This is a genomic window from Mesorhizobium sp. C416B (assembly GCF_030323165.1).
Classification (GTDB): domain Bacteria; phylum Pseudomonadota; class Alphaproteobacteria; order Rhizobiales; family Rhizobiaceae; genus Mesorhizobium.
In genome coordinates this window covers 2228863-2250763 of sequence record NZ_CP100471.1, presented here as the reverse complement: position 1 = coordinate 2250763, position 21901 = coordinate 2228863, and the positions used below count along the sequence as shown (strand labels likewise).

At 61.2% G+C, this 21901-nt stretch carries 21 protein-coding genes and 6 pseudogenes; 19 read left to right on the top strand and 8 right to left on the bottom strand.

What is annotated here, in order from left to right; all coding sequences use genetic code 11:
• The first annotated feature begins 36 nt into the window (after positions 1–36).
• From NLY43_RS11210 to NLY43_RS11165, 10 genes are all read left to right on the top strand, one after another.
• Positions 37–210 carry a Flp family type IVb pilin gene (locus NLY43_RS11210; protein WP_023711763.1) on the top strand — a complete coding sequence of 58 codons (174 nt, stop codon included), beginning with the start codon at positions 37–39 and terminating at the stop codon, positions 208–210.
• Between the two features lie 69 nt (positions 211–279).
• Positions 280–1335, top strand: a complete 1056-nt coding sequence (gene cpaB / locus NLY43_RS11205; RefSeq protein WP_023711762.1) for a Flp pilus assembly protein CpaB — start codon at positions 280–282, stop codon at positions 1333–1335.
• 48 nt (positions 1336–1383) lie between these two features.
• Positions 1384–2829 (top strand): type II and III secretion system protein family protein, encoded by a 1446-nt coding sequence (locus NLY43_RS11200; protein WP_023681004.1) that lies wholly within the window; start codon positions 1384–1386, stop codon positions 2827–2829.
• A gap of 4 nt (positions 2830–2833) precedes the next feature.
• On the top strand, positions 2834–3229 hold the full coding sequence (locus NLY43_RS11195) for a hypothetical protein (protein ID WP_286460899.1): 396 nt from the start codon (positions 2834–2836) through the stop codon (positions 3227–3229).
• Positions 3184–4638, top strand: a complete 1455-nt coding sequence (locus tag NLY43_RS11190; protein ID WP_023711760.1) for a pilus assembly protein TadG-related protein — start codon at positions 3184–3186, stop codon at positions 4636–4638. The genes NLY43_RS11195 and NLY43_RS11190 overlap by 46 nt, the downstream gene beginning before the upstream one ends.
• Entirely contained in the window at positions 4638–5168 is a 531-nt protein-coding gene (locus tag NLY43_RS11185; protein ID WP_023714724.1) for a TadE/TadG family type IV pilus assembly protein, read from the top strand. The genes NLY43_RS11190 and NLY43_RS11185 overlap by 1 nt, the downstream gene beginning before the upstream one ends.
• A gap of 2 nt (positions 5169–5170) precedes the next feature.
• Positions 5171–5806: a TadE/TadG family type IV pilus assembly protein gene (locus NLY43_RS11180; protein WP_023697282.1), complete on the top strand. Its 636-nt coding sequence runs from the start codon at positions 5171–5173 to the stop codon at positions 5804–5806.
• Positions 5803–6966, top strand: coding sequence for a CpaE/TadZ family protein (locus tag NLY43_RS11175; protein ID WP_023697281.1), 1164 nt, complete (start codon positions 5803–5805; stop codon positions 6964–6966). Before NLY43_RS11180 ends, NLY43_RS11175 begins: the two co-directional genes overlap by 4 nt.
• On the top strand, positions 6950–7549 hold the full coding sequence (locus tag NLY43_RS11170) for a L,D-transpeptidase (protein ID WP_023711759.1): 600 nt from the start codon (positions 6950–6952) through the stop codon (positions 7547–7549). The genes NLY43_RS11175 and NLY43_RS11170 overlap by 17 nt, the downstream gene beginning before the upstream one ends.
• Complete coding sequence (locus NLY43_RS11165; RefSeq protein WP_023711758.1) at positions 7546–8139, top strand: hypothetical protein; 594 nt, start codon at positions 7546–7548, stop codon at positions 8137–8139. The genes NLY43_RS11170 and NLY43_RS11165 overlap by 4 nt, the downstream gene beginning before the upstream one ends.
• Before the next feature lie 22 nt (positions 8140–8161).
• On the opposite strand, the gene NLY43_RS11160 is transcribed toward NLY43_RS11165, so the two are convergent.
• The 3 genes and pseudogenes from NLY43_RS11160 to NLY43_RS11150 form a co-directional block, all read right to left on the bottom strand.
• Entirely contained in the window at positions 8162–8701 is a 540-nt protein-coding gene (locus NLY43_RS11160) for a hypothetical protein (RefSeq protein WP_023689301.1), read from the bottom strand.
• A 685-nt stretch (positions 8702–9386) separates the two neighbouring features.
• Positions 9387–9634 (bottom strand): annotated as a pseudogene (locus NLY43_RS11155) (conjugal transfer protein TraD).
• A 1-nt stretch (position 9635) separates the two neighbouring features.
• A pseudogene (locus tag NLY43_RS11150) lies at positions 9636–9960 on the bottom strand (conjugal transfer protein TraD).
• A 154-nt stretch (positions 9961–10114) separates the two neighbouring features.
• On the opposite strand from NLY43_RS11150, the pseudogene NLY43_RS32475 reads away from it, so the two are divergent.
• Positions 10115–10420, top strand: a pseudogene (locus NLY43_RS32475) (MobA/MobL family protein); the annotation flags it as partial.
• Here NLY43_RS32475 and NLY43_RS32730 read toward each other — a convergent pair.
• From NLY43_RS32730 to betI, 4 genes and pseudogenes are all read right to left on the bottom strand, one after another.
• Positions 10419–10892: pseudogene (locus NLY43_RS32730) on the bottom strand (transposase); the annotation flags it as partial. The pseudogenes NLY43_RS32475 and NLY43_RS32730 sit on opposite strands and share 2 nt — an antisense overlap.
• Before the next feature lie 24 nt (positions 10893–10916).
• The gene (locus NLY43_RS11140) at positions 10917–12113 is read right to left on the bottom strand and encodes an IS256 family transposase (protein WP_286456782.1); all 1197 of its coding nucleotides are present in this window, start codon (positions 12111–12113) and stop codon (positions 10917–10919) included.
• A 1065-nt stretch (positions 12114–13178) separates the two neighbouring features.
• Positions 13179–13475 carry a hypothetical protein gene (locus NLY43_RS11135; protein WP_023689298.1) on the bottom strand — a complete coding sequence of 99 codons (297 nt, stop codon included), beginning with the start codon at positions 13473–13475 and terminating at the stop codon, positions 13179–13181.
• Between the two features lie 54 nt (positions 13476–13529).
• A complete protein-coding gene (betI, locus tag NLY43_RS11130; RefSeq protein WP_031202248.1) occupies positions 13530–14117 on the bottom strand; it encodes a choline-binding transcriptional repressor BetI in 588 nt (195 codons plus the stop codon).
• Between the two features lie 116 nt (positions 14118–14233).
• Between betI and choX the strand changes: the two genes are divergently transcribed.
• Genes choX through NLY43_RS11115 form a run of 3 tightly spaced genes read left to right on the top strand, consistent with a single transcriptional unit; the run spans position 14234 to position 16204 of the window.
• Complete coding sequence (gene choX / locus NLY43_RS11125; RefSeq protein ID WP_023669332.1) at positions 14234–15172, top strand: choline ABC transporter substrate-binding protein; 939 nt, start codon at positions 14234–14236, stop codon at positions 15170–15172.
• Positions 15169–16002 (top strand): alpha/beta fold hydrolase, encoded by an 834-nt coding sequence (locus NLY43_RS11120; protein ID WP_023713756.1) that lies wholly within the window; start codon positions 15169–15171, stop codon positions 16000–16002. The genes choX and NLY43_RS11120 overlap by 4 nt, the downstream gene beginning before the upstream one ends.
• Positions 16003–16054: 52 nt before the next feature.
• Positions 16055–16204, top strand: a complete 150-nt coding sequence (locus NLY43_RS11115) for a hypothetical protein (RefSeq protein WP_023669333.1) — start codon at positions 16055–16057, stop codon at positions 16202–16204.
• Positions 16205–16583: 379 nt separating this feature from the next.
• Here NLY43_RS11115 and NLY43_RS32465 read toward each other — a convergent pair.
• Positions 16584–16817, bottom strand: a pseudogene (locus tag NLY43_RS32465) (heterodisulfide reductase-related iron-sulfur binding cluster); the annotation flags it as partial.
• Positions 16818–16825: 8 nt separating this feature from the next.
• On the opposite strand from NLY43_RS32465, the pseudogene NLY43_RS11110 reads away from it, so the two are divergent.
• From NLY43_RS11110 to NLY43_RS11090, 5 genes and pseudogenes are all read left to right on the top strand, one after another.
• Positions 16826–17130: pseudogene (locus NLY43_RS11110) on the top strand (IS30 family transposase); the annotation flags it as partial.
• Positions 17131–17381: 251 nt separating this feature from the next.
• Positions 17382–18566, top strand: a complete 1185-nt coding sequence (locus tag NLY43_RS11105; protein WP_023697275.1) for an ROK family transcriptional regulator — start codon at positions 17382–17384, stop codon at positions 18564–18566.
• Between the two features lie 111 nt (positions 18567–18677).
• Positions 18678–19988, top strand: coding sequence for an ABC transporter substrate-binding protein (locus NLY43_RS11100; RefSeq protein ID WP_023712998.1), 1311 nt, complete (start codon positions 18678–18680; stop codon positions 19986–19988).
• 77 nt (positions 19989–20065) lie between these two features.
• Positions 20066–20986: a carbohydrate ABC transporter permease gene (locus NLY43_RS11095; RefSeq protein WP_023713757.1), complete on the top strand. Its 921-nt coding sequence runs from the start codon at positions 20066–20068 to the stop codon at positions 20984–20986.
• Positions 20986–21888, top strand: a complete 903-nt coding sequence (locus NLY43_RS11090) for a carbohydrate ABC transporter permease (protein ID WP_023712996.1) — start codon at positions 20986–20988, stop codon at positions 21886–21888. The genes NLY43_RS11095 and NLY43_RS11090 overlap by 1 nt, the downstream gene beginning before the upstream one ends.
• The last annotated feature ends 13 nt before the right edge of the window (positions 21889–21901 follow it).

Below are 21901 nucleotides of genomic sequence, written 5' to 3'. Positions count from 1 at the left end.
GTCTCGTTGGGTTCAACTCCAAAGGGAGAGATTGGCATGAAGAAGCTCATGACGATGACCGGGCAGTTCGGCGACGACGAAAACGGCGCTGCTATGGTCGAATATACGATCCTGCTCGGGATCATCACTATCGCGGTGATAGCATCCGTCATTACGGTCGGCGGCTGGGTCAGCGGCAAGTGGTCATTCTTGGCATCGACACTGTCTTGATCGCCGACACGTAGTCATCGGCGCCGGGGCGTTCCCCGACGTCGATTTGCCTAGCAATCTGGGGGGCAAATGCGCGCCAACACTGTCATCATGATCGTTCTCGCCGGCGTGTTCGGCGTGCTCGCGGTGGTGCTTGCCAATATCTGGCTGGCCGGGCAGCGGAGCGCCATGGCACGTACGGACGACGTCCAGCGCGATACGGTCGTGGTCGCGGCGGTGGCTCTTAAGTTCGGCGACACGCTTTCCGCCGACAAATTGCGCGAAGTCGAATGGCCGTCGGGCGCCGTCCCGGCCGGCGCTTACAAGACGACACAAGACCTTCTCACGAAAGACCTTCCGGCCGGCGGCGGCACCAAGCAGGCTTTGCAGTCGATCGGCGTCAACGAACCTGTCCTTGCCACCAAAATTACTGGCCCCGGCCAGCGCGCTACGCTTTCGGCGGTGCTCGGCGAAGGCATGAAAGCCGTTTCCATCAGGGTCAATGACGTGCTCGGCGTTGCCGGATTTGTCTATCCCGGCGATCGGGTTGACGTGCTTTTGACGCGCACCGTTCGCAATGCCGAAGGCGGGGATCAGAGTTTTGTCGACGTGCTGCTTCAGAGCATGAAGGTGCTCGCCGTCGACCAGGTCGCCGACGAGAGCAAGGACAGCCCGACAGTTGTGAAGTCGGTGACGCTCGAGGTCAGCACCAAGGATGCGCAGAAGCTGACCTTGGCCGCAGGCGCCGGCCAATTGTCACTGGCGCTTCGCCAGGCAGCGGCGAGCAAGGGCGAGATGACCGAACGAGTCACGCTTTCCGATTTGACCGGCGAGACGCCGGACGATGTCGCCAAAAGGCAAGCCGATCTCGCCAAGCAGGCGGCGGCCGACGCTGCGGCCGCGGCCGCACGTCAGCGCGCGGACGACAAGATCGCGGGTTTGGCCCGGGCGGTGGACCGGGTTGGAAGCCAGATCGACCAGTTGAGCAAGGTCAAGCCGGCTCCGGTCGTTGTGGCGGCACCCGCGCCGGAGCAGGCCGTCAAGGAAGTGATCAAGTATGTGGAGCCGGAGCCGCCAGCGCGGGCGACGGTTGGTGTTTTCCGGGGTGTCAAGCTCGAGACATATGACGTGCCGCGACAACCGTGATAAGCTGCGGCGAAACGGACTGCCACCGGCAGCGATTGGGGATACGGGATGCAAGGGTCTTGGTTAAGGATGGCGGCGGCCGCGTTGCCCTGTCTGGCCGCGCTGCTTCTGTCTAGCCTGGCGGCCCTTGCGGCCGACCGTTTCATCGACGTGTCGACCCCTCGCGTGCACCGTATTTTCCTGCCGGTATCGCAATCGGTAACGATCCAGGTGAGCGCCAATCTGGGCGATATCGTCGTCGGCGATGAGAAGATCGCCGATGCCCAGCCGATGACCGACCGCACGCTCTATGTCATCGGCAAGGGCGCCGGCACCACCACGGTCAATCTGTTCTCCACAGACAAGCGTTCGCTCGGCGCCCTTCAGATCGAGGTCGGCGTCGACGTCAGCGACATGGCGCAGGCGATCCGCCAGGTGGCGCCAAGGTCGCGCATCGAAGTCGGGTCGGTCAATGGGAGGGTCAGGCTTGGCGGCCACGTCAAGGACGGCGCCACTCTGGCGGCCATCCTGGAGGTGGCAAAGCAATATGGTCCCGACGACATCATCAATTCCGTCACTGTCGACGACAGCCAGCAGGTCAATCTCGAAGTGCGGGTGCTGGAAGCCAAGCGCAACGCCGGTCGCGATCTCGGTGTGTCGATCAGGGGCAACAACAGCAGTGGCACCACCAAAGTCGGAACCGGCATCACCGCCGTCGACAAAGATGACGTGGTGCTTGGCGCCGGAGGTTTTCTCAGCAACCTCCTGTCCAACTCGACGCCCTTTGGAGCGTTGCTCACACGCGTCATCGACAGCAACATCAAAGTCGACTTGTACATTGAAGCGCTCGAGGCCAAGGGCGTGGTACGCACGCTCGCGAATCCCAATCTCACCACGCTTTCCGGTGAGGAAGCCAGCTTCAATGCCGGCGGTGAGGTTCCCATCCGCAGCCTCGACAAGGATGGCCAGATTCAGATCGACTTTAAGCAATTCGGCGTGAATCTAAAGTTCACACCTGTTGTGCTTGAAGACGACAAGATTCATATGAGGCTGGCACCGGAAGTCAGCGATCTGACCGGCTTCACCACCGCCGGCGACCCGATCTTTACCAACCGAAAACTATCGACCGTTGTGGAGTTGCGCGACGGCCAGAGCTTCGCGGTAGGCGGACTTCTGTCCAGCAAGACCACCAAGCTACAGAACCAGGTGCCGTGGCTCGGCCAGGTGCCGGTTATCGGGACGCTTTTCCGCAATTCGAGCAACCAGAAGGAAGAGACCGAGCTGGTGGTCATCGTCACGCCGCACCTCGTGCGGCCGGTGAAGCCCGGCGAACAGCTGGCGACGCCGTTCGACAAGACGCGGCCGGCCAACGATCCGGAATTCTTCGTGCTCGGTCAGCTCGAGGTGAACAAGGACATGATCCGACAATATGAAACGGGCGAAGGCGTGACCGGCCCTTATGGCCACATGCTGGACTTCAAATCGAAGGACAAGATGCTCTATGTCAAGAAATAGCGCCTTGATCCTCATTCTCTGCGCCGGCGCGCTGTCGGGCTGCGCCGCGGATTATCTGAATCACTACGATTCAGTGACGCTGGCCGCTGGCGATACGCAGAAGTTCAATTCGCTGCTGCAGACGGTCGATCCACTCAATCCGGCCTCCAAAAACACCAGGATCGAGGGTGACGGCGTGCGTGCCGCCGCTATAGCAAACAACTACAAATTTCCGCCGCCGCCGCCCCCCCGCCGGCCATCACGGTCAATGTCGGCACGCCGGCAACCAACACGGGGGAATGAACAGAAGGATGCGGTTTCAGTGCGCCAGGCACGACGAGGAAACCTGGCGTCAGGGGAGCAAAGAGTAAAGCCATGCTGCGAACCATTCGCGCGTTCTGGCACGATCAAAGGGGAATAGCGCTGATACTCGTCAGCGTCATGCTGCCGGCCATTATCGGCTTTTCCCTGCTGGCGATCGATATGAGCCGGGTCAACAATCTGCACAATGATTTGCAGAAGGGGGCGGACGCATTCGCTCTCGCAACAGCTGCAGAACTCGACGGCACGTCCGACGCAATCACGCGAGGTGATTACGCACTGGCGACACTGGTTCGCAACCAGTACAATTTCACGACCACGCCAGGTCCCCAGGATCTAGCAGCTGCCGGCGTGACGCGACGATATCTCCGATTCCTGCCGGCCACCGACAATCTGCCGATCGTCGCTGCGAATGTAATCACCGACGAGGTGACCGATGCGAAAAATGCCCGCTTTGTCGAGGTGACGGTGACCCCAGTCGGCTTTGCCGCGATCTTCCCGGCATCGTTCTTGACAGGCAACTCCGCGAGCAATTCCTTCAATGTTGGCGCGGTGGCAGTGGCCGGCTTCAAGTCAAGCGTCTGCGACTATACCCCGGTCTTTATGTGTAATCCGTACGAGGATACGAGCCTCACAGGCGGCGTAACGCTTGAACAGGCGGCAAACTCACAGCAGTATCGCCGTCGCCAGATCCTTCTGCGAGATAATGGCTACTACCAACCTGGTAACTTCGCCTTTCTTGCTTCGCCGGAGGGCAACGGCGCGAACGCCTTGGAAGCGTCGCTCGCCCGCGTGAAGCCGGTGGGCTGCTATGCTCAAGATGGCGTTGACACCGAACCGGGACAGAGCACCGGCCCCGTGCAAGACGGGCTAAATGCCCGCTTCGGTATCAGCAAAAGTTACATTGGAACGTCCACCGGTCCAGCGGCCAATGTCCGCATGGGGCTCAAAAACATCAACTGCAACAACGGCCAAACTGACTTTGAGACCGATCCAACAAAGGGTGTGGGGCTTGAACGGGACTCCTGCCAGATCACCGGCACATGCAGCCTGATGGGCGGTCGTATGGGCGCCGGCGATTGGAATGCCAGCCGCTATTGGACTGTCAATCATCCGACACGCGGCGCTTTGCCTTCATCGCTGGTAGGTGCCACCCGCTACGAAATGTATCGCTACGAGCTTAACCCCGACGGGAACCCCGCGACCAACGACAGCATCGCTGGGGATGCAGCGATAAGCGGAGAAACCGGTAATCCGTCCTGCGGCCAGACACCCGTCACGACGGTGGACCGGCGCATCCTCTTCGGGGCCATCATAGACTGCAACGCGATAAGCGGATTCAACGGTCGCGCCAACAATATCCCCGTGCGCGCCTTTGGGAGCTTCTTCATCACCGAGCCTATCAAAGATAGCAAGGATATCTACGTCGAACTGATCGATATCACAGGCAAAGGCGGACGGGGAACGCTCGATAACTTCCTCCGCGATGAAGCGCAGCTTTACCGGTGATGGCCATGCTGAAAACGCTGCTCCGCCATCTCGACCGATTTCGGCGCGACCACCGCGGCGCGGTGCTCGTCGAGATGACGCTGATCACGCCGCTGATGCTGATCTTGTCGGCCGGCGTGTTCGAATTCGGCAATCTGATCCATGACAAGTTGTTGATGGAGGCCGGGCTTTCGGACGGGGCTCGCTATGCAGCGCGCTGCAACAGCCAGATGTATACCGACGCCGGGCTTGCCGCGATCGACTGCGCCGCGATCGCGGCCAACATAGCAGTGTTCGGCAAGCCGACGGCAACACAGACGGATGTTCCGCGAATCGCCAATTGGCAGGCGTCGAATGTGACGGTGACCAGCACGACCTGCTACGACGCCGTACAATCCGGCATTACCAAATATCGTTCGACCACGGCACAGGTCTGCACCGTCCGTGTATCCGGCACCTACCTGTACCCTGATGTCGGGATGCTCTCGTTTATCGGCATCGGGCCGATTACGCTTCGCGGCTATCACGACGAGCGATTGCTCCGGTTTTGAACATGATTAGGCGTTTCACAACATCGGAAGACGGCGCGGCGATGGTGGAAATGACCATCGTATCTACCTTGCTGTTCTCGCTTGTCCTGGGCTTCGTCGATTTCGGCTATGCGTTTTATCAATGGAACGCTGCAACCAAGGCAGTCCAGGTCGGTGCACGGTTGGCTTCAATTTCCGATCCGGTTGCGACCAACCTGACGGCCGCCGCACCGACCATAACGCCCGGTGCTCCGGTCGTCTCAGGCGTGTATGGTCCGTTTGCATGCTCGTATACCGGAACCACCGGTGCCTGCACCAACAGCGGCATCTTCAGCGCTGCCAATTTCAGCCGAGTTTTCCGGGGTGACACGGCTGTCACCAATGACGACGTCTGTCCCGTGCTGGCCGCCAACCAGCGGCCAGGGATGTGTCATTTCTTTCCGGGCCTGCTGCGCAGCAACGTTGTCATCACCTATTCCGCCACCGGCCTCGGTTTCCAGACGCGGCTGGGCGGACCAGTGCCGACAATCAGCGTCAGCCTGCAGAACAGGACCTTCCAGTTCTTCTTCCTGAAAGGACTGATGGGTTTCGCAGACATCAACATGCCCTCCATGCTGAGCACGGTCACGGGCGAAGACTTGAAGAGTACCGCGTCATGAATGCCATCAACACCAAGGTTACGCCGACCAAGCGAAAGCAGGTGGCGCTGTTCTCGTCGGATGCGAATTTCAAACGCGATGTGGCGACGCGCCTCGATGCGCTGGCGATCTACGACGTCAGGGTTTCCGAGACCGGCGACTTCCTTAGGGGGGCGCCCGCTGATACGCGCCCCGGTATCGTCATCCTCGACCTCGGCAATGGCGAGTTGCTCGGCAGGCCGGGCATCATCGAAGCGCGCGCGCTGTGGGCGACCGTGCCGCTGATCGCCGTCTCCGACGAACTGTCGTCGGAGCAGACGCGTGTGCTGGTGCGCATGAACGCTTCGGACTGGCTGCACAAGCCGCTCGACGGCAAGGAATTGCTGAACGCGGTGACCTTCCACGACACCGGCAACCAGGGAACCAAAAGCCGCATCATCACCTTCATCAGTGCGAGCGGCGGCGCCGGCGCGACGACGCTCGCTCTCTCGGCGGCCGAGTTCCTGGCATCGAAGTCGAAAGAGCGGGCGGCTTCCACCTGTCTGGTCGACCTCGATTTCCAGAGCGCCAATTGCGGCGCCTATCTCAACCAGTTCAACCAGTTCGACCTCGGCGGCATCATCGGCCAGCCGGAGAGGCTCGACGTCGAGCTGATGGATGTCATCAAGCTCTCGCGCCCGTCCGGGCTGACGCTCTATTCCTTCGAGAGGCCGCAATTGCCTTTCGAACCGCAGGGCAGTGATTTTGTCTTCCGGCTGCTGGACCTCGTCGCCTACCGGTTTGACGACATCGTCATCGACCTGCCGAACATCGAGACGCCTTGGCACAATTCCGTGCTGTCGACGAGCGATGAGATATTCATCGTCTTCGAACTCAACGTCGCCTCGCTGCGGCAAGGCAAACGGCTCTACAAGAAGATCCGTGAGTTGCGTGGCAATGCTGTCAGCATCACGCTGGTCGCCAACAAGCACAAGCGCAAATGGTTCGGCAACCATTTTTCGCGCAGCGAACTCGAAAAGATCTTTAAGGCGCCGCACATCAAGTCGGTCGCGCTGGACAATGCGCTTCTCACCGATGCGTTGAACCGTGCTATCCTGCCTGCCGAGGTGGATGGGCGTGCGCGCTTCAACAAGGACCTCAAGCGGATGTTCAAAGAGCGGCTCGATGACGCTGCCAAATAGGGGGCGGCCAAGTAGGTATCGGATTGGCCCGGGATTGGCCTGCGTCATGAGCATTGCGCTGATGATGTTGGCCCAGGATTTCGCCAGCGCACGATCGGCACTTTCGGATCGGCCGCCGCTGCCGGCAATGGGGCCCAGCCTGCGCAAGACTGTCGCCTTCGAGACGACCGAACAGCCCGGAACAATCGTTATCCGCAAGGGCGAGAAAGCGCTTTATCTGGTGACCCGACAAGGCCAGGCGCTTCGCTATCAGATCAGCGTCGGACGCGACGGATTTGGCTGGACCGGGGTAGTCAAGGTGGGGGCGAAGACCGAATGGCCGGAATGGCACCCACCCCGCGAAATGCGCGCCCGCCAGCCGGACCTGCCGCAAATGGTGCCTGCCGGTCCCTACAACCCACTCGGCGCCAGGGCGCTTTATCTGCTTCGGGACGGGCGTGACACGCTCTATCGGATACACGGAACCAACGATCCCAAGGGTGTTGGCTTCGACGGAACATCGGGGTGTTTTCGCCTTACTAACACCGATGTGATCGATCTCTTCAAGCGCGTCGCGATCGGCGCAAAGGTGGTGGTTCAATGACGATGATCAGCGAACCGGACATGCCGGCAATCGAGATTGGGACAGCAGCCCGCATCGGAGAGCAGGCTGTCGTTGGGAAACCGAGCGACAAAAGCATTATCGGCGCGGTCATCATCGGCACGTCCCTGCTCACTTTGGTGAATATGGTAGCCGCCGTTTATCTCTACCGCGGCATCAGCGATATGCGCTTTCTGGAAGGGCGCCTGGAACAACTCGGGACGTTCGAACAACGAATCGGCGGCCGGTTGGATACGGTCAACAACGGTTTTCAGAGCCGATTTGAAAAACTTGACAGTCAACTGCAGAGCAGCTTTGGCGAAATCAACCGGAGCATAGCCCGGCTGGAACAGAGCCAGCCTATTGCCCATGACGAAATCACGTCGAGCGCAGCGGAACCTTCCGTCGACACGACCAGCAGCATGGCGGAGGCGCCTGCTGTTCTCGATGGTGAAGACGCGACCGACCACAACGTTGTCGATGCGCCGCGTCCAGCGAAAAACAGGATCGCGGCCGCATCGCCTGCCCCAAGCTCCAACTACCAGCGCATAGAGCAGGCCGACGGCAAGGTTTACTACCGGAAGATCAACTAACGCCGGAAAAAATAGGGCACCCTTAGAGATCTCGCTGCAAAGCAACAAGCCTCGCGGCCAGCGCTCCGGACCGCTGCCGGGTTTCGCTGAGAAAGACAACATGACAGTAGGCGCATGCTGTCACACCCAAAAACAGCACAAGGGTGTTCTTCAAGGTAAAATCAACCATTAGCGAGAATGGAAGACCCCCGGGTACGGCGAATGAAGCGATCGTGCTCGCCGTTTCGGAATGGCTGGTGACGGCGATCATCAACCCGGCAAAAAGCAGGGCGATGTGGTTGGCAAGGAAGAAGAAGGCAGCCGACTTTCTTGTGCGGCACGCCGTCCAGCAAACGATTGATGCGGCAGCCAGGACGGAGGCATCGAGGACCATCGAGGCGCCCACAAAGAGATCGACCTGTTGCCAGAACATCGTCGACAGTGGCCTTAGTTCAAGCCAGATCCGCCACATTGTAGGACTGGCCGGATAAGCTCCCAGCAAGAAGGTCGCCATGCGCTCCCCTGCCAGGATCAGCAGGATCAGAGCTGGGAAGGCAAAGAGCATTATCGACTTGCGCTTCATGTCACCCTCGACAAACTGGCAACAAGATAGCTTGCAGAGATTGAGCGAGGCTTAACAGACCTTTGCTGGTCCTGCGGCAGCGCGGCCAGCCGCGAATGGCAGCAGAAAGAGCCATGCGCCGTTAGTTGCTTTGGCTAAGCACGAGCGTCACCACCTTCGGCTCGACCCGTTTCAAACATCGTTCAGGAATATTGGGCCACATCGCCTTGGCGCATCGCTCGTCGTCCTTTGGCGTTAAGGCAATCCAGCGTTTTGAGCTACGGGCTTCCTCACCGGTCGTAAGGAAGACCTGTGTAAGCAGCGCGGTCGCCATGGATACCTGGACGATGATAAGAGCGTAAGCGAAACTTCTGATCATCCGCTCGCAACGCCGAACTCGCGAGCTGGTTCCAATGTCGTGCCCACCGGGTAACACGATCGCGATTCTTGGCTCCTCGCAGTGAATTTTGCCATTCAATACCGGCGGATGTTGAACGAAGTACGCGTCTTGTCCTTGGCCGCGTTTCCAGAATACGACGCGTACTCGCGAAAGGTGCCGATGCTCGCCCGAATTGTTGACGCCAGCTTATGGCAAACGGCCCCGGTCGAAACATTCGATGACTTTCAATGCGCGTCGAAAGTTGGTGCATCGCGAATGGATCACGATATGCTGCGTTGTTGCGCCGCCCGCCGTTTACAACCATCGCTATGTTCGCCGGTCCATCTGCTCCTCACGCCGTTCACCATCGAACGCCTGCCTACCCTTCGCGGTCCATAGGTTTCGCGCATGCTCGCCTTCATGGCTCTGCAGCTTGGCGGCGATCCAAAGCAGCGCGCCGTAGATGGTGGCGCGATCGTCATTGGTGAGCTCGACAATGCCTGCCTTGACGGCGAGACCGCAAGTTCGATGAGGTGCCGTGTGCGCTGGCGACGCTCGACCTGCCAGGTGCGCATGTCATTGCGAGCCTGTGCCGCCTGCCGGCGATTGCGGGCCGCCCGATTGCGCTGGAGCGCTGCGAGGGTTGCGTTGAGATGCCGGATCAGTTCGCCGGGACCGGCTCTCGAAAAACATCACGCCACGCTTGGCCCATGCCTCACGCTTCGCGGCGTCTTTGGTTTCGGCGATTGCGACGAGCGCGCCGGCCAATTCGTCGGTGCTGAGTGCATCGGCCCCGTGGCGATCATCAGCTCGCCAAGCTGCTGCACCTTTCGCGTTTTGAGCTCGCGCGCCTTGTCTTCCAGGGTCTTGAGTCCGCGTCGAAGTCTCGTGGTTTGCGCATGGCTGTCTCCATTGATTGTGGAGCGTCCGCCAGAAGGCTTCAGCGTTGCCGAGACAGCCCGGGATGGGCTGGTCCATCCCGAGAATTTTTCGAGGGAGGGCGCGCTTATACGTCGTGCCGACGTAGGCTTTGACGTGCAAATGATCTGGTCGCGATGGCGATCTATCATCTTCACGTCAAGGTCATTGGTCGCAAGGCAGGCTCAAGCGCCGTCGCGTCGGCCGCCTACCGTTCAGCGTCGCGATTGCGCGATGAGCGCATCGAACGCTTGCCGCAGGATGCACCGGAGGCCTGGCGCGACCGCGAGAGGCTGTGGAACGATGTCGAAACGTTCGAGGTCCGCAAGGATGCCCAGCTCGCCCGCGAGGTGGAGTTTGCGCTCCCGCGTGAACTCAGCCAGCCGCAAGGCATCGAACTGGCGCGCGACTTTGTACAAGTCGAGTTTGTCAGCCAGGGCATGGATCGCCTGGGTACGCTCGCTTCAGCCAACCCGCAATCTGCTCCGGCGACCATTGCAGTGCCAGCTTTTGCGCCACCCGCCACCTTAGCCGTCCAGAGCATGCCAGGCGACATTGCTTCGGGCGAAGCGCGCGGTGCCAAGCCTGCTTGTCGGCTCGGGTTGCTCGATACGCTTGGGCACCGCCATTGCGCGAGATCTCGCGACTGATCGTTGATGGGGATCGCCCCAGACTTCGTGCAATAGCGCGGATGGCAAGACCTGCCGCAATCCCGCGAGAGATCTCTTCGCGCTCCCCCAGCTCGAGCGCCGAGGCCGCTCTACGCCTTGCTGACGGAGCAATGCCGCCGTGTAAGGATACGATCCGCTGAACGCCGCCCTTGGTCCGGTGGTCTAGTGCCCGCGAGATCGATGAAATGCTCTGACCCTGCTTCCACCGCTGGTTGTGTGCGTCAAGTTCTGCAAAATGGGGCAGCCATGATGCTGGCCATGATGCTGGTCATGCGGCTTGGCGCAGAGCGAGCTTCTTGTGCTCGCGCAGGTCGTCCATGTTGATGTATCGGTTGGCCTCCATCCAGTTTTCATTGGTCTCGACGGCCAACGCCCTGACCAGGCGCAGGCAGCTTTCGGTATTGGGGAAGATGCGCACGACATAGGTGCGCCGGCGGATTTCCTCGTTGAGCCGCTCCAGCATGTTGGTGGATTTGAGATGCTTGTGGTGCTGTCTCGGCAGCCTGAAGAAGGTCAGGGTTTGTTCGATGGCATCCTCGGCCCAGCCTGTCAGGCGCGGATAGCGTGCCGACCATTTGGCAAGCCATGCGGCAAGATCAGCCCTGGCCTCTGCGAGATCGCGCCGGTCGTAGAGCCAGCGCAATTCCTGCAGGCAGTCGTCGCCGTGCTTCCTCGGCAGATGATCGAGCGCGTTCCTGAGGAAGTGCACGTAGCAGCGTTGCCAGGCGGCTTCGGGGATCACCTCGCCGATCGCTGCCACCAGGCCGGCGTGATCGTCGGACACAACCAACTCGACGCCCTTGAGGCCGCGCGCCTTGAGGCCGACGAGGAAGTCCCTCCAGGCCGAGCGGCTCTCGCGATTGGCCATCTCCACGGCCAGGATCTGGCGCCTTCCGTCCCAGTCGATACCGACCGCGATCAGCACCGCCTGGCTCATGACAACACCGGCTTCACGCACCTTCTCGTAGCGCGCATCGAGGATGAGGTAAGGAAACGGCTCTTGAAGGGGGCGCCTGGCAAAGGCAGCGAGGCTCTCGTCCAGCCGCTTGTTGATGGCCGAGATCGACGAGGCCGAGAAGGCATGGCCGCACAGTTCTTCCGTGATCGCCTTCACCTTGCGGGTCGACACGCCCTGCACATACATCTCCGCCAGTGTCGCCACCAAGGCCCGCTCGGAACGCTGGTAGCGCTCGAACAGCTCGGTGGAGAAGCGCCCGGCCCGGTCCTGCGGAACCCGCAGCTCGAGCTTGCCGACCCGCGTCACAAGGGTACGGCCGTAATAGCCCGAGCGATAGCCAAGCCGTTCGGGCGTGCGCTCGCTCTTCGAGGCACCCAGCGCCTCGTCCATCTCGGCCTCAAGCACCTCCTGCATCACCGCACGGAGCACTTCGTGCAATCCATCCGGGTTCGAAAGCAAAATGTCTTTGACGGCAGCGCTGGCGGTCTTAACTTCAGTCTTGGTCATGGTGGCGTTCCTTCGCGGGAATCAGGTGACGTGAACAATCACCAGCCTGCCATGACCGCCCCCTCTCAGCGAATTTGCAGAACTCTCAGCACACTACCCCACCGCTCCCAAAGCTCGGCCTTCTGCTCCGGGGTAAACCAAATACGTGACGTCACCATGCGACACCTCCCAATCCTCCCAGATTAAAGGTGTTGCGGCGACCGGTTGAACCCACCGCCTCATTTCGGGCGTCCGAAGGACCTTCTCGCCATCCTAAAAGCGGACATTTTCGGATTGCTGGACTAACGAATAAAGGGGATGCAACCAGTCTGCTTTCGATGAAAAGTCGAGGCAAGAGGACACTGAGCGCTCGGAAACACCGGGGCTGTATGCTGAATGGCAGCTTTCGCCATCCAGAAGAGGTACGCGGACGCGTGGGGGTCGCGGCAGGTCCTAGAGCCGTGGATTGATGGAGAAAGCTTTCGCAGTTGTCGATACGCGCTCGACCGAACAACGGGAAGATCATGCAATCCGCCAAAACGCATTACACGGAGCCGCGGCTCAAGCTTTTGCCGCAGACTATCGGCGTCATCGCCTCTTTGGGCTGGCTCTTGAAGACGGCACCTCCACGTCGTGGAATAGGGGCATAATAAGCTCGTGCCGGCGAGCGATCTCGATTAAAAGGCCGTTCGCGACCATGCCTCGGGGTTTAGCTTCTCGGGTCCGAGCCTAAGCAGCGGCAGGAGAATCTCGGACAGCTCTTCGGCGAGCAAGTCCTGGACCGCGATCGAGCCGACGTTTCGCGCGACGTTTCGAAGAGCGACACATCACGCAGTGTGGCACGCTCTAACAGCGCGGGGAATCCCAAACAGGCCGCTTTAGTCCCGACTATTCCACTCTCATGTTGCCGCTTCAAGGAGTGATCGCGATCCTGCCGATTCCGTCAGAAATCATTCGATCGAGCCTGTAGTTGGACAATGTAGGAGGCACGGTCTCGAAACGACGGTCCGGGTTGGTTACCGCCGGACCTGATGCGTCGCGGAGCTTCCTCTGTCAGGGAACTAGCGTCGGATCGAAATCTGGCTGTTAGTGGTAACGAGGATTCTCTACCGTGGTCGTGCCCCCAACTTTGTCCAAATGCAGATAGGGATAAGTGAACTTGATCTCCTTTTCGCTGGTGGCGAGATCGGTCGACAGCGTTTCGACCGCGGCGTGTTGCACAAGGTTTCCAGCTTGCCGGGGTCGCGCCCCACGATCAGCCATCCGCGCCTTCGCGGGCGAAAGCTTCCGAAAAATTGCCAGGCCGATGCTGTCCGACCCACGGGTGACCAGCGCCCGCTTCGTTGGAGTCGCATCGCCATGCTCCCGCAATTGGGCGGTCAAGGGTACGACCTCGCCGGCTATGAATTTTATCCGACCGAGGCAAGGCCGACGGGCCTAGGCTGGCGCGGGGCAAAGCCGCGCCGCGACGAAATCCTTGACCTGGCGCACAGCCTGCTCGCGCGTGACGCTGCCCGGCTGCAGACCGAGCCTGAGCCATAGCCCGTCGATCAAAGCGGTGATGCCGACAACGATTTCGTCGGCCAGTTCCGGCGAAGCGAGGCCGCGCAGGCCGGACAAGAGGTTCGAGCGCATGCGCGCATGGATGACCTTCTGGATGCGCGCCAGCTGCTCGTCGCGGGGCACTTCGGCGCAGAGCGACAGCCAGGCATTGCAGAGCGGCGGCAGGAACAGATGCTCCTCGAAATTGCCCTCGATCACCGCGTCCAGCCGTTCCATCGGCGTGCGCGCCCGCTGCAGCCGGGCGACCACGGCGTGGCAGAGCACGGCGTTCGCCTCGCGCATGGCGTGCTCGAACAACTCCTGCTTGTTGCGGAAATAATGCAGCACGATGCCCTTGGAGGCGCCGGCCTGGGCCGCGACCTTTTCCAGCGTCGCACCGGCGATGCCTTCGCGCTCCAGAACGGCGAACGCCGCCTGGCGCAATTCCTTGCGGCGTATGTCGCTGAGACGCGTGAGCTTCACTGGGTCGACCCATCCATTGCGAATCCATATTGACATCTTCGTCCGTTCAGATCAACAATTGACCAACAGGACAATAAAGTGACCAATAGGTCAAAGTCGGAAAGAGGAGAACCGGAATGTTGCGCATGCTTGCGAATGGCGTCTGTGTCGCGGCCCTGACGCTGGCTTCCCAGGCGGCCCGGGCCGCAGAGGTCGAAAGCTGCAAAACGGTCCGCATGGCCGAGCCCGGCTGGAACGATCTCGCCTTCACCACCGGCGTGGCCAAGGTATTGCTTCAGGCGCTCGGCTACGAGCCGCAGAGCGAGGTGCTCGGCATCAACGTCATCTACGAGGGGATGAAGAACAAAGACCTCGACCTGTTCCTCGGCTACTGGGATCCGGCCATGGTCACCTATTACGAGCCCTACAAGAAGGACGGCTCCATCGAGAATGTGCGCGTCAATCTGGTCGGCGCCAAATACACCTTTGCCGTGCCGACCTATGTCTGGGACGCCGGCGTCAAGGACCTGTCGGACCTGCACAAATTCGCCGACAAGTTCGGCAAGAAGATGTACGGCATCGAGCCCGGATCCAATCAGCTGATGATGGACGCCATTGCCGATCCCAATTTCGGCCTCGACGGCTGGCAGGTGGTCGAATCGAGCGAGGCCGGCATGCTCTCGGAGGTCGGCTACGAGATCAAGGAGAAGCAGTTCATCGTCTTCCAGGGCTGGGCGCCGCACCCGATGAACACGATGTACGACTTCAAGTACCTGACTGGCGGTGACGAGTTCTTCGGTCCGAATTTCGGCGCCGCCACCGTGACCACGCAGGTTCGCAAGGGTTTTCTGCAGGAATGCCCGAATGTGGCGCAGTTCCTGAAAAACCTCGCCTTCGACATCGACATGGAAAATGTCGGCATGGGCTACCTCATTAACGACGGCATGAAGCCGGAGGACGGGGCTCTGAAGTCGATCGCCCTGCACAAGGATCGGCTCGATGCCTGGCTTGCCGGCGTCGCCACCTTCGATGGCAAACCCGGCCTTGCCGCGGTCAAGGAAAAGCTCGGACTGTGAGGCCGGCTTTGGAGCTGACGGATCAGGAAGCCGAACAGGCGTCTTGGGCCGGACGTAAGCGCATCGTCGATGTCGGCAGTCTCGAGCTTACCTATGTCGAGATCGCCGGTTCGGAGCCGCCGTTGCTCTTGGTTCATGGCTTCACCGACACCAGCCGCAGTTTTTTGCTGCTGGCGCCGCATTTTACCGGGCGCCGGCTTATCATGCCGGACCTGCGTGGCCACGGCGGTTCGCAGGCGGGCGAGGGTTATCGCGCCGCCGATTTTGCCGAGGATATGGCCGGGCTGATCCAACGCCTGCGGCTCGGCCGGCCGATCGTTGTCGGCCATTCGCTGGGCGGCATGGTGTCGATCATGCTGGCCGCGCGTCGTCCGGAGCTGATCGGTGGGCTGGTGATCCTGGCCAGCACGCTGAAGCCCGATTTCGGATCGGATCATCAGCTGATCGACGGCGTCGCAGCCTTGCGCGACCCGATCTCGCCGTCCGATCCGTTCTACGACTGGTGGCATGGCTGTCGACCGGGCGTGCCGCGGGCTTTTCTCGCCGGCCTCGCGGAGGACGCGTCCGCGATCCCGGCTGCGCGCTGGCGCGCCATTCTCGAAGAAGTCCGCCGCACCGATCTGACCGCCGCGGCGCGGGCGGTGCAGGCCCCGACGCTGATCATCGCCGGCGGGCTCGATCCGCTTTTCGGCGCGGCGCACCAGCGCACACTGACCGATGCACTCGTCGGATCGCGTCTGGTGTGGGCGCAGGATTGCGGCCACAACCCGCATTGGGAAGATCCAGCCTTTGTCGCCGAGGCGATAACAGGGATGTTGCCGGCGGGATGATTATCTCAAGAGCGACCGCGCCCTAGGTGCCAGCTTTTTGGGACTGACAATCATGGTCGCGGGCAACCGCCATGCCGGCGAAGCGGCGGGGCGCGGCTTGATGACCGACATGGGCATCGTTCGCGCCACCCGGCACAAACGCCGGCTTGCCGGCCGCGCCCTTGCCCGCCCTGCTCTTCGCGGCATCCGGTTCCTGCACTGAAATCCGGGGCGGAATCGAGGGAGGGAGCGCGACGAGGCGCAGGCAAGATGAAAAAAGCAGAGCTGGAAGAGCTGAAGGACAAGGTGCACTGCGCCGCGGTGCTCGAGCGCGCCGGATTCGCGCTCGACGTCAAGGAGAGCACGCGCGAGCGATGAAATTTCGGCGCGATGCGTTGGTTCGATCCGCTGTCGGACGGGAAGGGGGACGTCTTCCGCCTCATCGAACACCTCGAGGGGTGCATTTCGTACAGGCCATGAAAGACGTCGCCGGGCTCGCCGGATTCGTGTCCACCACGCGTGTGTGGGACCGACAATCTTCCGGCGAGCGAGAGCCTGATCTGTCGATTCCAGAACGCTGGCTGGGAGCGGACATGGTGGATGCAGCTCGCCGAAGGTCCAACGATATAATCGTAGCCGGCAAAATTGGCGACGAAGACCGCCTCGGCCCCTGCCGCATCCTTGTGCGCGCCCCTGTTGGCCATCGGCTGACCGCAGCAGGTCTGCTCTTCAGATAGTCCACGTCGAGACTCAGGCGCTCCAGCAATTCGAGCGTCGCAATGCCGTCCTGGATAAAACGCATCGATAAAGCACGGGACAAAGACAGCGCCTTTCATGGCAGCGCTGGGACCGAGGCAAAGAGCTTGCCGAGCACCAGCGATTGACACTGGCCACGGACGTCGAGGTCTACTTCTGCGATCCTAGATCACCCTGGCAGCGCGGCTCGAATGAAACACCAACCGACTGCTGCGCCAATATCTGCCACGTGGCACCGACCTGTATCTGCCACGTGGCACCGACCTGTCCCTGCACAGCCAGGCAAAGCTCAGCGCCATCGCGCGGCAACTCAACGAACGCCCCAGAAAGACCTTGCTCTATCAGACCCTAGCGGAGCGATCAGTTGAACCCGCCGCCAAAAGCGGTCATTGATGTTGGGCGGACGAGCTCTTAACCGATTGAAGCGACCGGCGTCAGTTATTTGCACAAGTAGCGCAGTGACTTCAGAGGGCTTGGGCGCCCGCCACGGAGCGCCGTAATCATCGAACGGGCTACCGCGGTAGCTTTCCCTGCCGAGCGACAACTGACGTTCGGCGTCATCAGAAAAAGGCGGACTCTGGCACGGTTCTGGTCTATGCCGACGCTCGTTGCCGGTCCGCCGGCCTTTTGCAACTGGTCCATGAATGAAGCGCCAGCCCACGACGTCGAGCCTGTTACGCCGACTCAATCGTTCGGCCGTGGTGGATTTGATCCGCACCCAAGGAGTGATTTCGCCATCGAGCCTCGCCGAGCGGCTGAACATCAGCCTGCCGACGGTGATGCGGGTGATCGAGGATCTGATTGCCGAGGATTTGGTTGCGTATGACGGGTTTGACGAGGCCAATGTCCGGGGCCGGCCGCGGGCGCGCATCAAGTTCCGCGGTGCGGCGCATGCGATCATTGGCATCGAGGCCGGCAAGGGCGAGTTCTACGGCGCCGTGGCCAATCTCGAAGGCGTCGTGCAGACAGAAATGCACGAGACCGCCGACGATGATGGCGAGCGCAATTTCGAAAAGCTGGTCGGCCTGATCCGCCGGCTTATGGCGGCCCCCCGCCCGCGCGGCCAGACTATTCGCGGCATCGGCATTGGCGTGCCCTCGATCGTCAGGCAGCCGGAGGGCGAAGTGGTGCTGACGCTCGGGCTCGGCTGGCGCGACATGCCGTTGCGGGCGCGGCTCAGCGAGCATATTCAGATACCTATCGTCGTCGAAAACGGGCGCAACCTCGCCGCCGTGGGCGAATGGGGATTCGGGGCCGGGCGTGGCGCCGACAGCGTCGTGAGCCTTTCGATCGGGCCCGGCGCGGGCGCGGGCGTCGTGATCGACGGCAAGCTCTATGGCGGGCATTCGCATGCGGCGGGCGAGCTCGGCTGGTATCTCGACGACCCCCTCCTTACCGGGCGGCCGTTCGAATATCTGGGCGACAAGCAATCGCTGCGCTTTTTCGGCATCCCCGAACAGGCGACCAAGATGCTCGAAGAGGCCAACACCCAGTATGCGGCGGGAAAGCTCACCCTGGCCGCTGTCACCGACCGGCAGGCGGACAAAATCGCGCCGGTTGTCACCGAGTTGCTGGACTATGCGACGATGGCGGTGGGCAGTGTTGCTGCCTTCATGAACCCCGAAATCATCGTACTGGCGGGCCGGGTCGTCGGCGGTGGTGATCTGGTGCTCGATGTGCTGCGACATCGCCTCAAGGGCAATGTGTACGACCCGCCGCGCCTCATGATAGGCGCGCTGGGGCACCGCGACATAGTGCTTGGAGCGGTGCGCCTTGTGCTCGATTCGACGACGCTCAACCCTGCTGACAGCCTGGTGATGGCCGATTAAAGATCAATCGATCGCGATTGACAGCGACTGTATGTCGGCATTAAGTTTCTGACTGAAAGAAAAACCGCGTCCTGCGTCGTGTGGGAGCGTATCTTTCGTGGGAGGACTTCAATGACGAAGATTTTCAATCCGCTTGGGCGGATGATGCAGCGTCGTGACTTCTTGAAAGTTGCAGGTGCGAGCGTTGCGGTAGCGGGTCTGCCTGCGGCAGTTCGCGGTGCCGAGCCCGTCAAGGTGCTTGTGTGGTCGTGGGTGCCGAATCTCCAGCTTGAGGTAGACATGTTCAACGCCGCGCATCCGGGCATCCAGATCGAACTCGTGAATCCCGGCCAGGGGGACCCGTTGTATAACGCGCTCCGCGCGGGCCTGCAGGCAGGCAGCGGCCTGCCGGACGTCGCCCAGATCGAATACCAGCACCTTGAGAGCTTCCGCCAGGTCGACGCCCTCGCAGACATCGGCCAGTACGCCAATGCCCATCAGGGCGAGTTCCCCGAAGGCCTATGGGCGCAGGTCGCCATGGGCAATGTGGTCAACGCCACGCCGCAGGATTACGGTCCGATGGCGATGCTCTATCGCAAGGACATCTTCGACAAGCATGGGATCACGCCGCCCACCACCTGGGCTGAGTTTGCCGATGCGGGCAAGAAGATCCATGCGGCCGATCCGAATGTGTTCATGACCGACGCGCCGTTCGGAGCCAACGCCGACTGGGTCTTGGGTCTGTTGTGGCCGATGGGGTGGAAGCCGGTCAGCCGCGATGGCGACAAGCTCGTGATCAGGATCAACGACAAGATTGCTAAGGACTTCGCCGCCTATTGGCAGGACCTTATCACCGCGGGTGTTATCGAGACCAAGCCGGGCTTCAACAATGAGTGGTACAGCGGCCTAGACTCGGGTCGCTATGCCACCTGGCTCGCTGCGGGCTGGGGTCCGCTGTTCCTGACCTCGGTCGCCAAGACCAGCGTGGGCAAGTGGCGTGCCGCCGATCTGCCGCAGTGGGACGCGAGCAAGTTCGTGACTGGCGCTTGGGGTGGCTCAGCGCTGGCCGTGATGAAAGCGACCCAGCATCTGCCCGAGGCCGCCGAAGTCGCGATCTGGCTGAATACGAATCCCGAAGCCACAAAGCTCTACACCACCAAGCAAAACTTCTTCCCCTGCACCAACGCGCTGCTGTCGAGCCCGGAATGGGCGAGCGCCAAGCCGGAATTCTTTGGCGGCCAGGAGGTGAACAAAGTGTTTGCCAAATCAGCGAGTGCCGTGGCGCCGTTTGAGTGGAGCCCGTTCCAGGGCTTCCTCTACCAGTCGATGTCCGATGAATTCGGCGCTTCGATCAGCGGCAACGGCACGCTGTCGGATGCGTTCGACCGTGTCCAGGATGCCGTGGTCACCTACGCGAAGGACCAAGGCTTCACCGTGGCCTAACTCCTCCCGGGCACCGGCCGGGCGCGCCTTGATCGGCGCGCCCGATCTCTTTATCTTGCAGGATGGGGACCAGGGCATTGTCGAACTCGCCAGCCGCAGCGACGCGCCCAGCGCGATCGGGCGGTTTTACGTCACGAAAGCTGGCGCCCTATCTGTTCCTGGCGCCCTTCATGCTGCTGTTTATCGCCTTCATCGTCGCGCCGCTGGTCTATGCGTTCTACATGAGCCTCTACCGCGACACGCTGGTGGGCGGACGGCAGTTCGCGGGTGCAGCCAGCTACATCAAGGTCGCGGACGACGCCAAATTCTGGGGCGGCGTGTGGAACCTCGTTTTGTTCGGCATCGTGCAGGTGCCGATCATGCTGGCCCTGGCGTTGTTGTTCGCCATCGTGCTCGATCGTGGCCAGGTCTATGCCAAGGGCGTCTTCCGGCTCGGCTTCTTCCTCCCCTATGCTGTGCCGAGCGTGATCGCGACGATCATCTGGGGTTATCTCTACGGCCCCACCTTCGGCCCGTTCACGCAGATTGCCAAGGCGTTCAACCTGCCGCCGCCGGACTTCCTATCGCCGGGCGCGATGATCTTCTCATTGGCCAATATCGTGACGTGGGAATATGTCGGCTACAATATGGTGATCTACTACGCCGCGCTGAAGGCGATCCCGTCGGACCTCGCCGAGGCCGCGCGGATGGACGGCGCCTCGCCCTGGCAATTTGCCCGGCTGATCCAGCTGCCGCTGCTGTGGCCGGCGATCCTGCTCACCATCATCTTTTCGATCAACGGCACACTGCAGCTGTTCAATGAGCCGTATTTGATGCGCGCGCTCGCCAGTAACACCATCAATTCGAGCTACACGCCGAACCTCTATGCCTATTCTCTGGCGACTAAGAACCAGCAGTATGGCTATGCGGCCGCCGTTTCGTTCGTGCTTGGCATCGTGATCGCCGGTGCCTCCTACATCTTCACCCTGATCGCCAACCGCCGTCGGTCGGAGCAATGATGACTGCGACCACCGACATCGCCACTTTCGAGGCTGCCAAGCGCCGGCCCGGCGAAAGGCGGCGCTCGCAAATCATGCTCACGCTGCTGCTGTCACTGTTCCTCCTCTACAGCTTCATGCCGCTGGCCTATCTGGTCCTGTCGGCAACGAAGACGAATGGCGACCTGTTCACCACGTTCGGCTTCGGCTTCGGCACGGAGTTCAACCTCTGGCGGAATCTGAGCGATCTTCTGGCGCGCGACAACGGCGTCTTCATGCGCTGGATGTTCAACAGCGTGCTCTATTCGAGCGTCGCCGGGCTTGGTGCCGCGATCTTGGCTACCGCGGCAGGCTATGCGTTAGCCAAATTCAAATTCGTCGGCCGCAATCTGCTGTTTGCGCTGGTCTTGGGCGCTGTGATGATCCCGCAGACGGCCCTCGTCGTGCCGACCTTCCTGCTGCTGGCGCTTTCGGGACTCAGCGACAACCCGCTGGGCGTGATCCTGCCCTCGATGATCTCGCCGATCGGCGTCTATCTGATGCGCGTCTATATCGAGCAGGGCGTCGACGACGAACTGCTCGACGCAGCGCGTCTCGATGGCGCCGGCGAGTTCGTGATCTTCCGCGCCATCGTGCTGCGGCTGGTGGCACCGGGCATGGTGACCGTGGCGCTGCTCTCATTCGTCGGGACCTGGAACAATTACTTCCTGCCGCTCATCGTGCTGCGCACGCCGGAATATCAGCCGATCACGGTGGGCCTTGCGACCTGGTATCAGCTCGCGCAGCAGGGCGGTGGCGGAGGACAGGTGCTGTTCTCGATCATCATCACCGGCGCTCTGGTCAGCATCATCCCGGTCATCGTGGTATTCCTGCTGCTGCAGCGGTTCTGGCAGGGCGGCCTCACCGCCGGCGCCATCAAGTAGACTATCGCCTGGA

Excerpts from the sequence above, each read along its gene's own strand:
- NLY43_RS11210 (WP_023711763.1), top strand. The coding sequence starts at position 37 with ATGAAGAAGCTCATGACGATGACCGGGCAGTTCGGCGACGACGAAAAC.
- cpaB (WP_023711762.1), top strand. The coding sequence starts at position 280 with ATGCGCGCCAACACTGTCATCATGATCGTTCTCGCCGGCGTGTTCGGC.
- NLY43_RS11200 (WP_023681004.1), top strand. The coding sequence starts at position 1,384 with ATGCAAGGGTCTTGGTTAAGGATGGCGGCGGCCGCGTTGCCCTGTCTG.
- NLY43_RS11190 (WP_023711760.1), top strand. The coding sequence starts at position 3,184 with ATGCTGCGAACCATTCGCGCGTTCTGGCACGATCAAAGGGGAATAGCG.
- NLY43_RS11185 (WP_023714724.1), top strand. The coding sequence starts at position 4,638 with ATGGCCATGCTGAAAACGCTGCTCCGCCATCTCGACCGATTTCGGCGC.
- NLY43_RS11180 (WP_023697282.1), top strand. The coding sequence starts at position 5,171 with ATGATTAGGCGTTTCACAACATCGGAAGACGGCGCGGCGATGGTGGAA.
- NLY43_RS11175 (WP_023697281.1), top strand. The coding sequence starts at position 5,803 with ATGAATGCCATCAACACCAAGGTTACGCCGACCAAGCGAAAGCAGGTG.
- NLY43_RS11170 (WP_023711759.1), top strand. The coding sequence starts at position 6,950 with ATGACGCTGCCAAATAGGGGGCGGCCAAGTAGGTATCGGATTGGCCCG.
- NLY43_RS11165 (WP_023711758.1), top strand. The coding sequence starts at position 7,546 with ATGACGATGATCAGCGAACCGGACATGCCGGCAATCGAGATTGGGACA.
- NLY43_RS11160 (WP_023689301.1), bottom strand. The coding sequence starts at position 8,701 with ATGAAGCGCAAGTCGATAATGCTCTTTGCCTTCCCAGCTCTGATCCTG.
- NLY43_RS11140 (WP_286456782.1), bottom strand. The coding sequence starts at position 12,113 with ATGACCAAGACTGAAGTTAAGACCGCCAGCGCTGCCGTCAAAGACATT.
- choX (WP_023669332.1), top strand. The coding sequence starts at position 14,234 with ATGTTGCGCATGCTTGCGAATGGCGTCTGTGTCGCGGCCCTGACGCTG.
- NLY43_RS11115 (WP_023669333.1), top strand. The coding sequence starts at position 16,055 with ATGGTCGCGGGCAACCGCCATGCCGGCGAAGCGGCGGGGCGCGGCTTG.
- NLY43_RS11105 (WP_023697275.1), top strand. The coding sequence starts at position 17,382 with ATGAAGCGCCAGCCCACGACGTCGAGCCTGTTACGCCGACTCAATCGT.
- NLY43_RS11100 (WP_023712998.1), top strand. The coding sequence starts at position 18,678 with ATGACGAAGATTTTCAATCCGCTTGGGCGGATGATGCAGCGTCGTGAC.
- NLY43_RS11090 (WP_023712996.1), top strand. The coding sequence starts at position 20,986 with ATGACTGCGACCACCGACATCGCCACTTTCGAGGCTGCCAAGCGCCGG.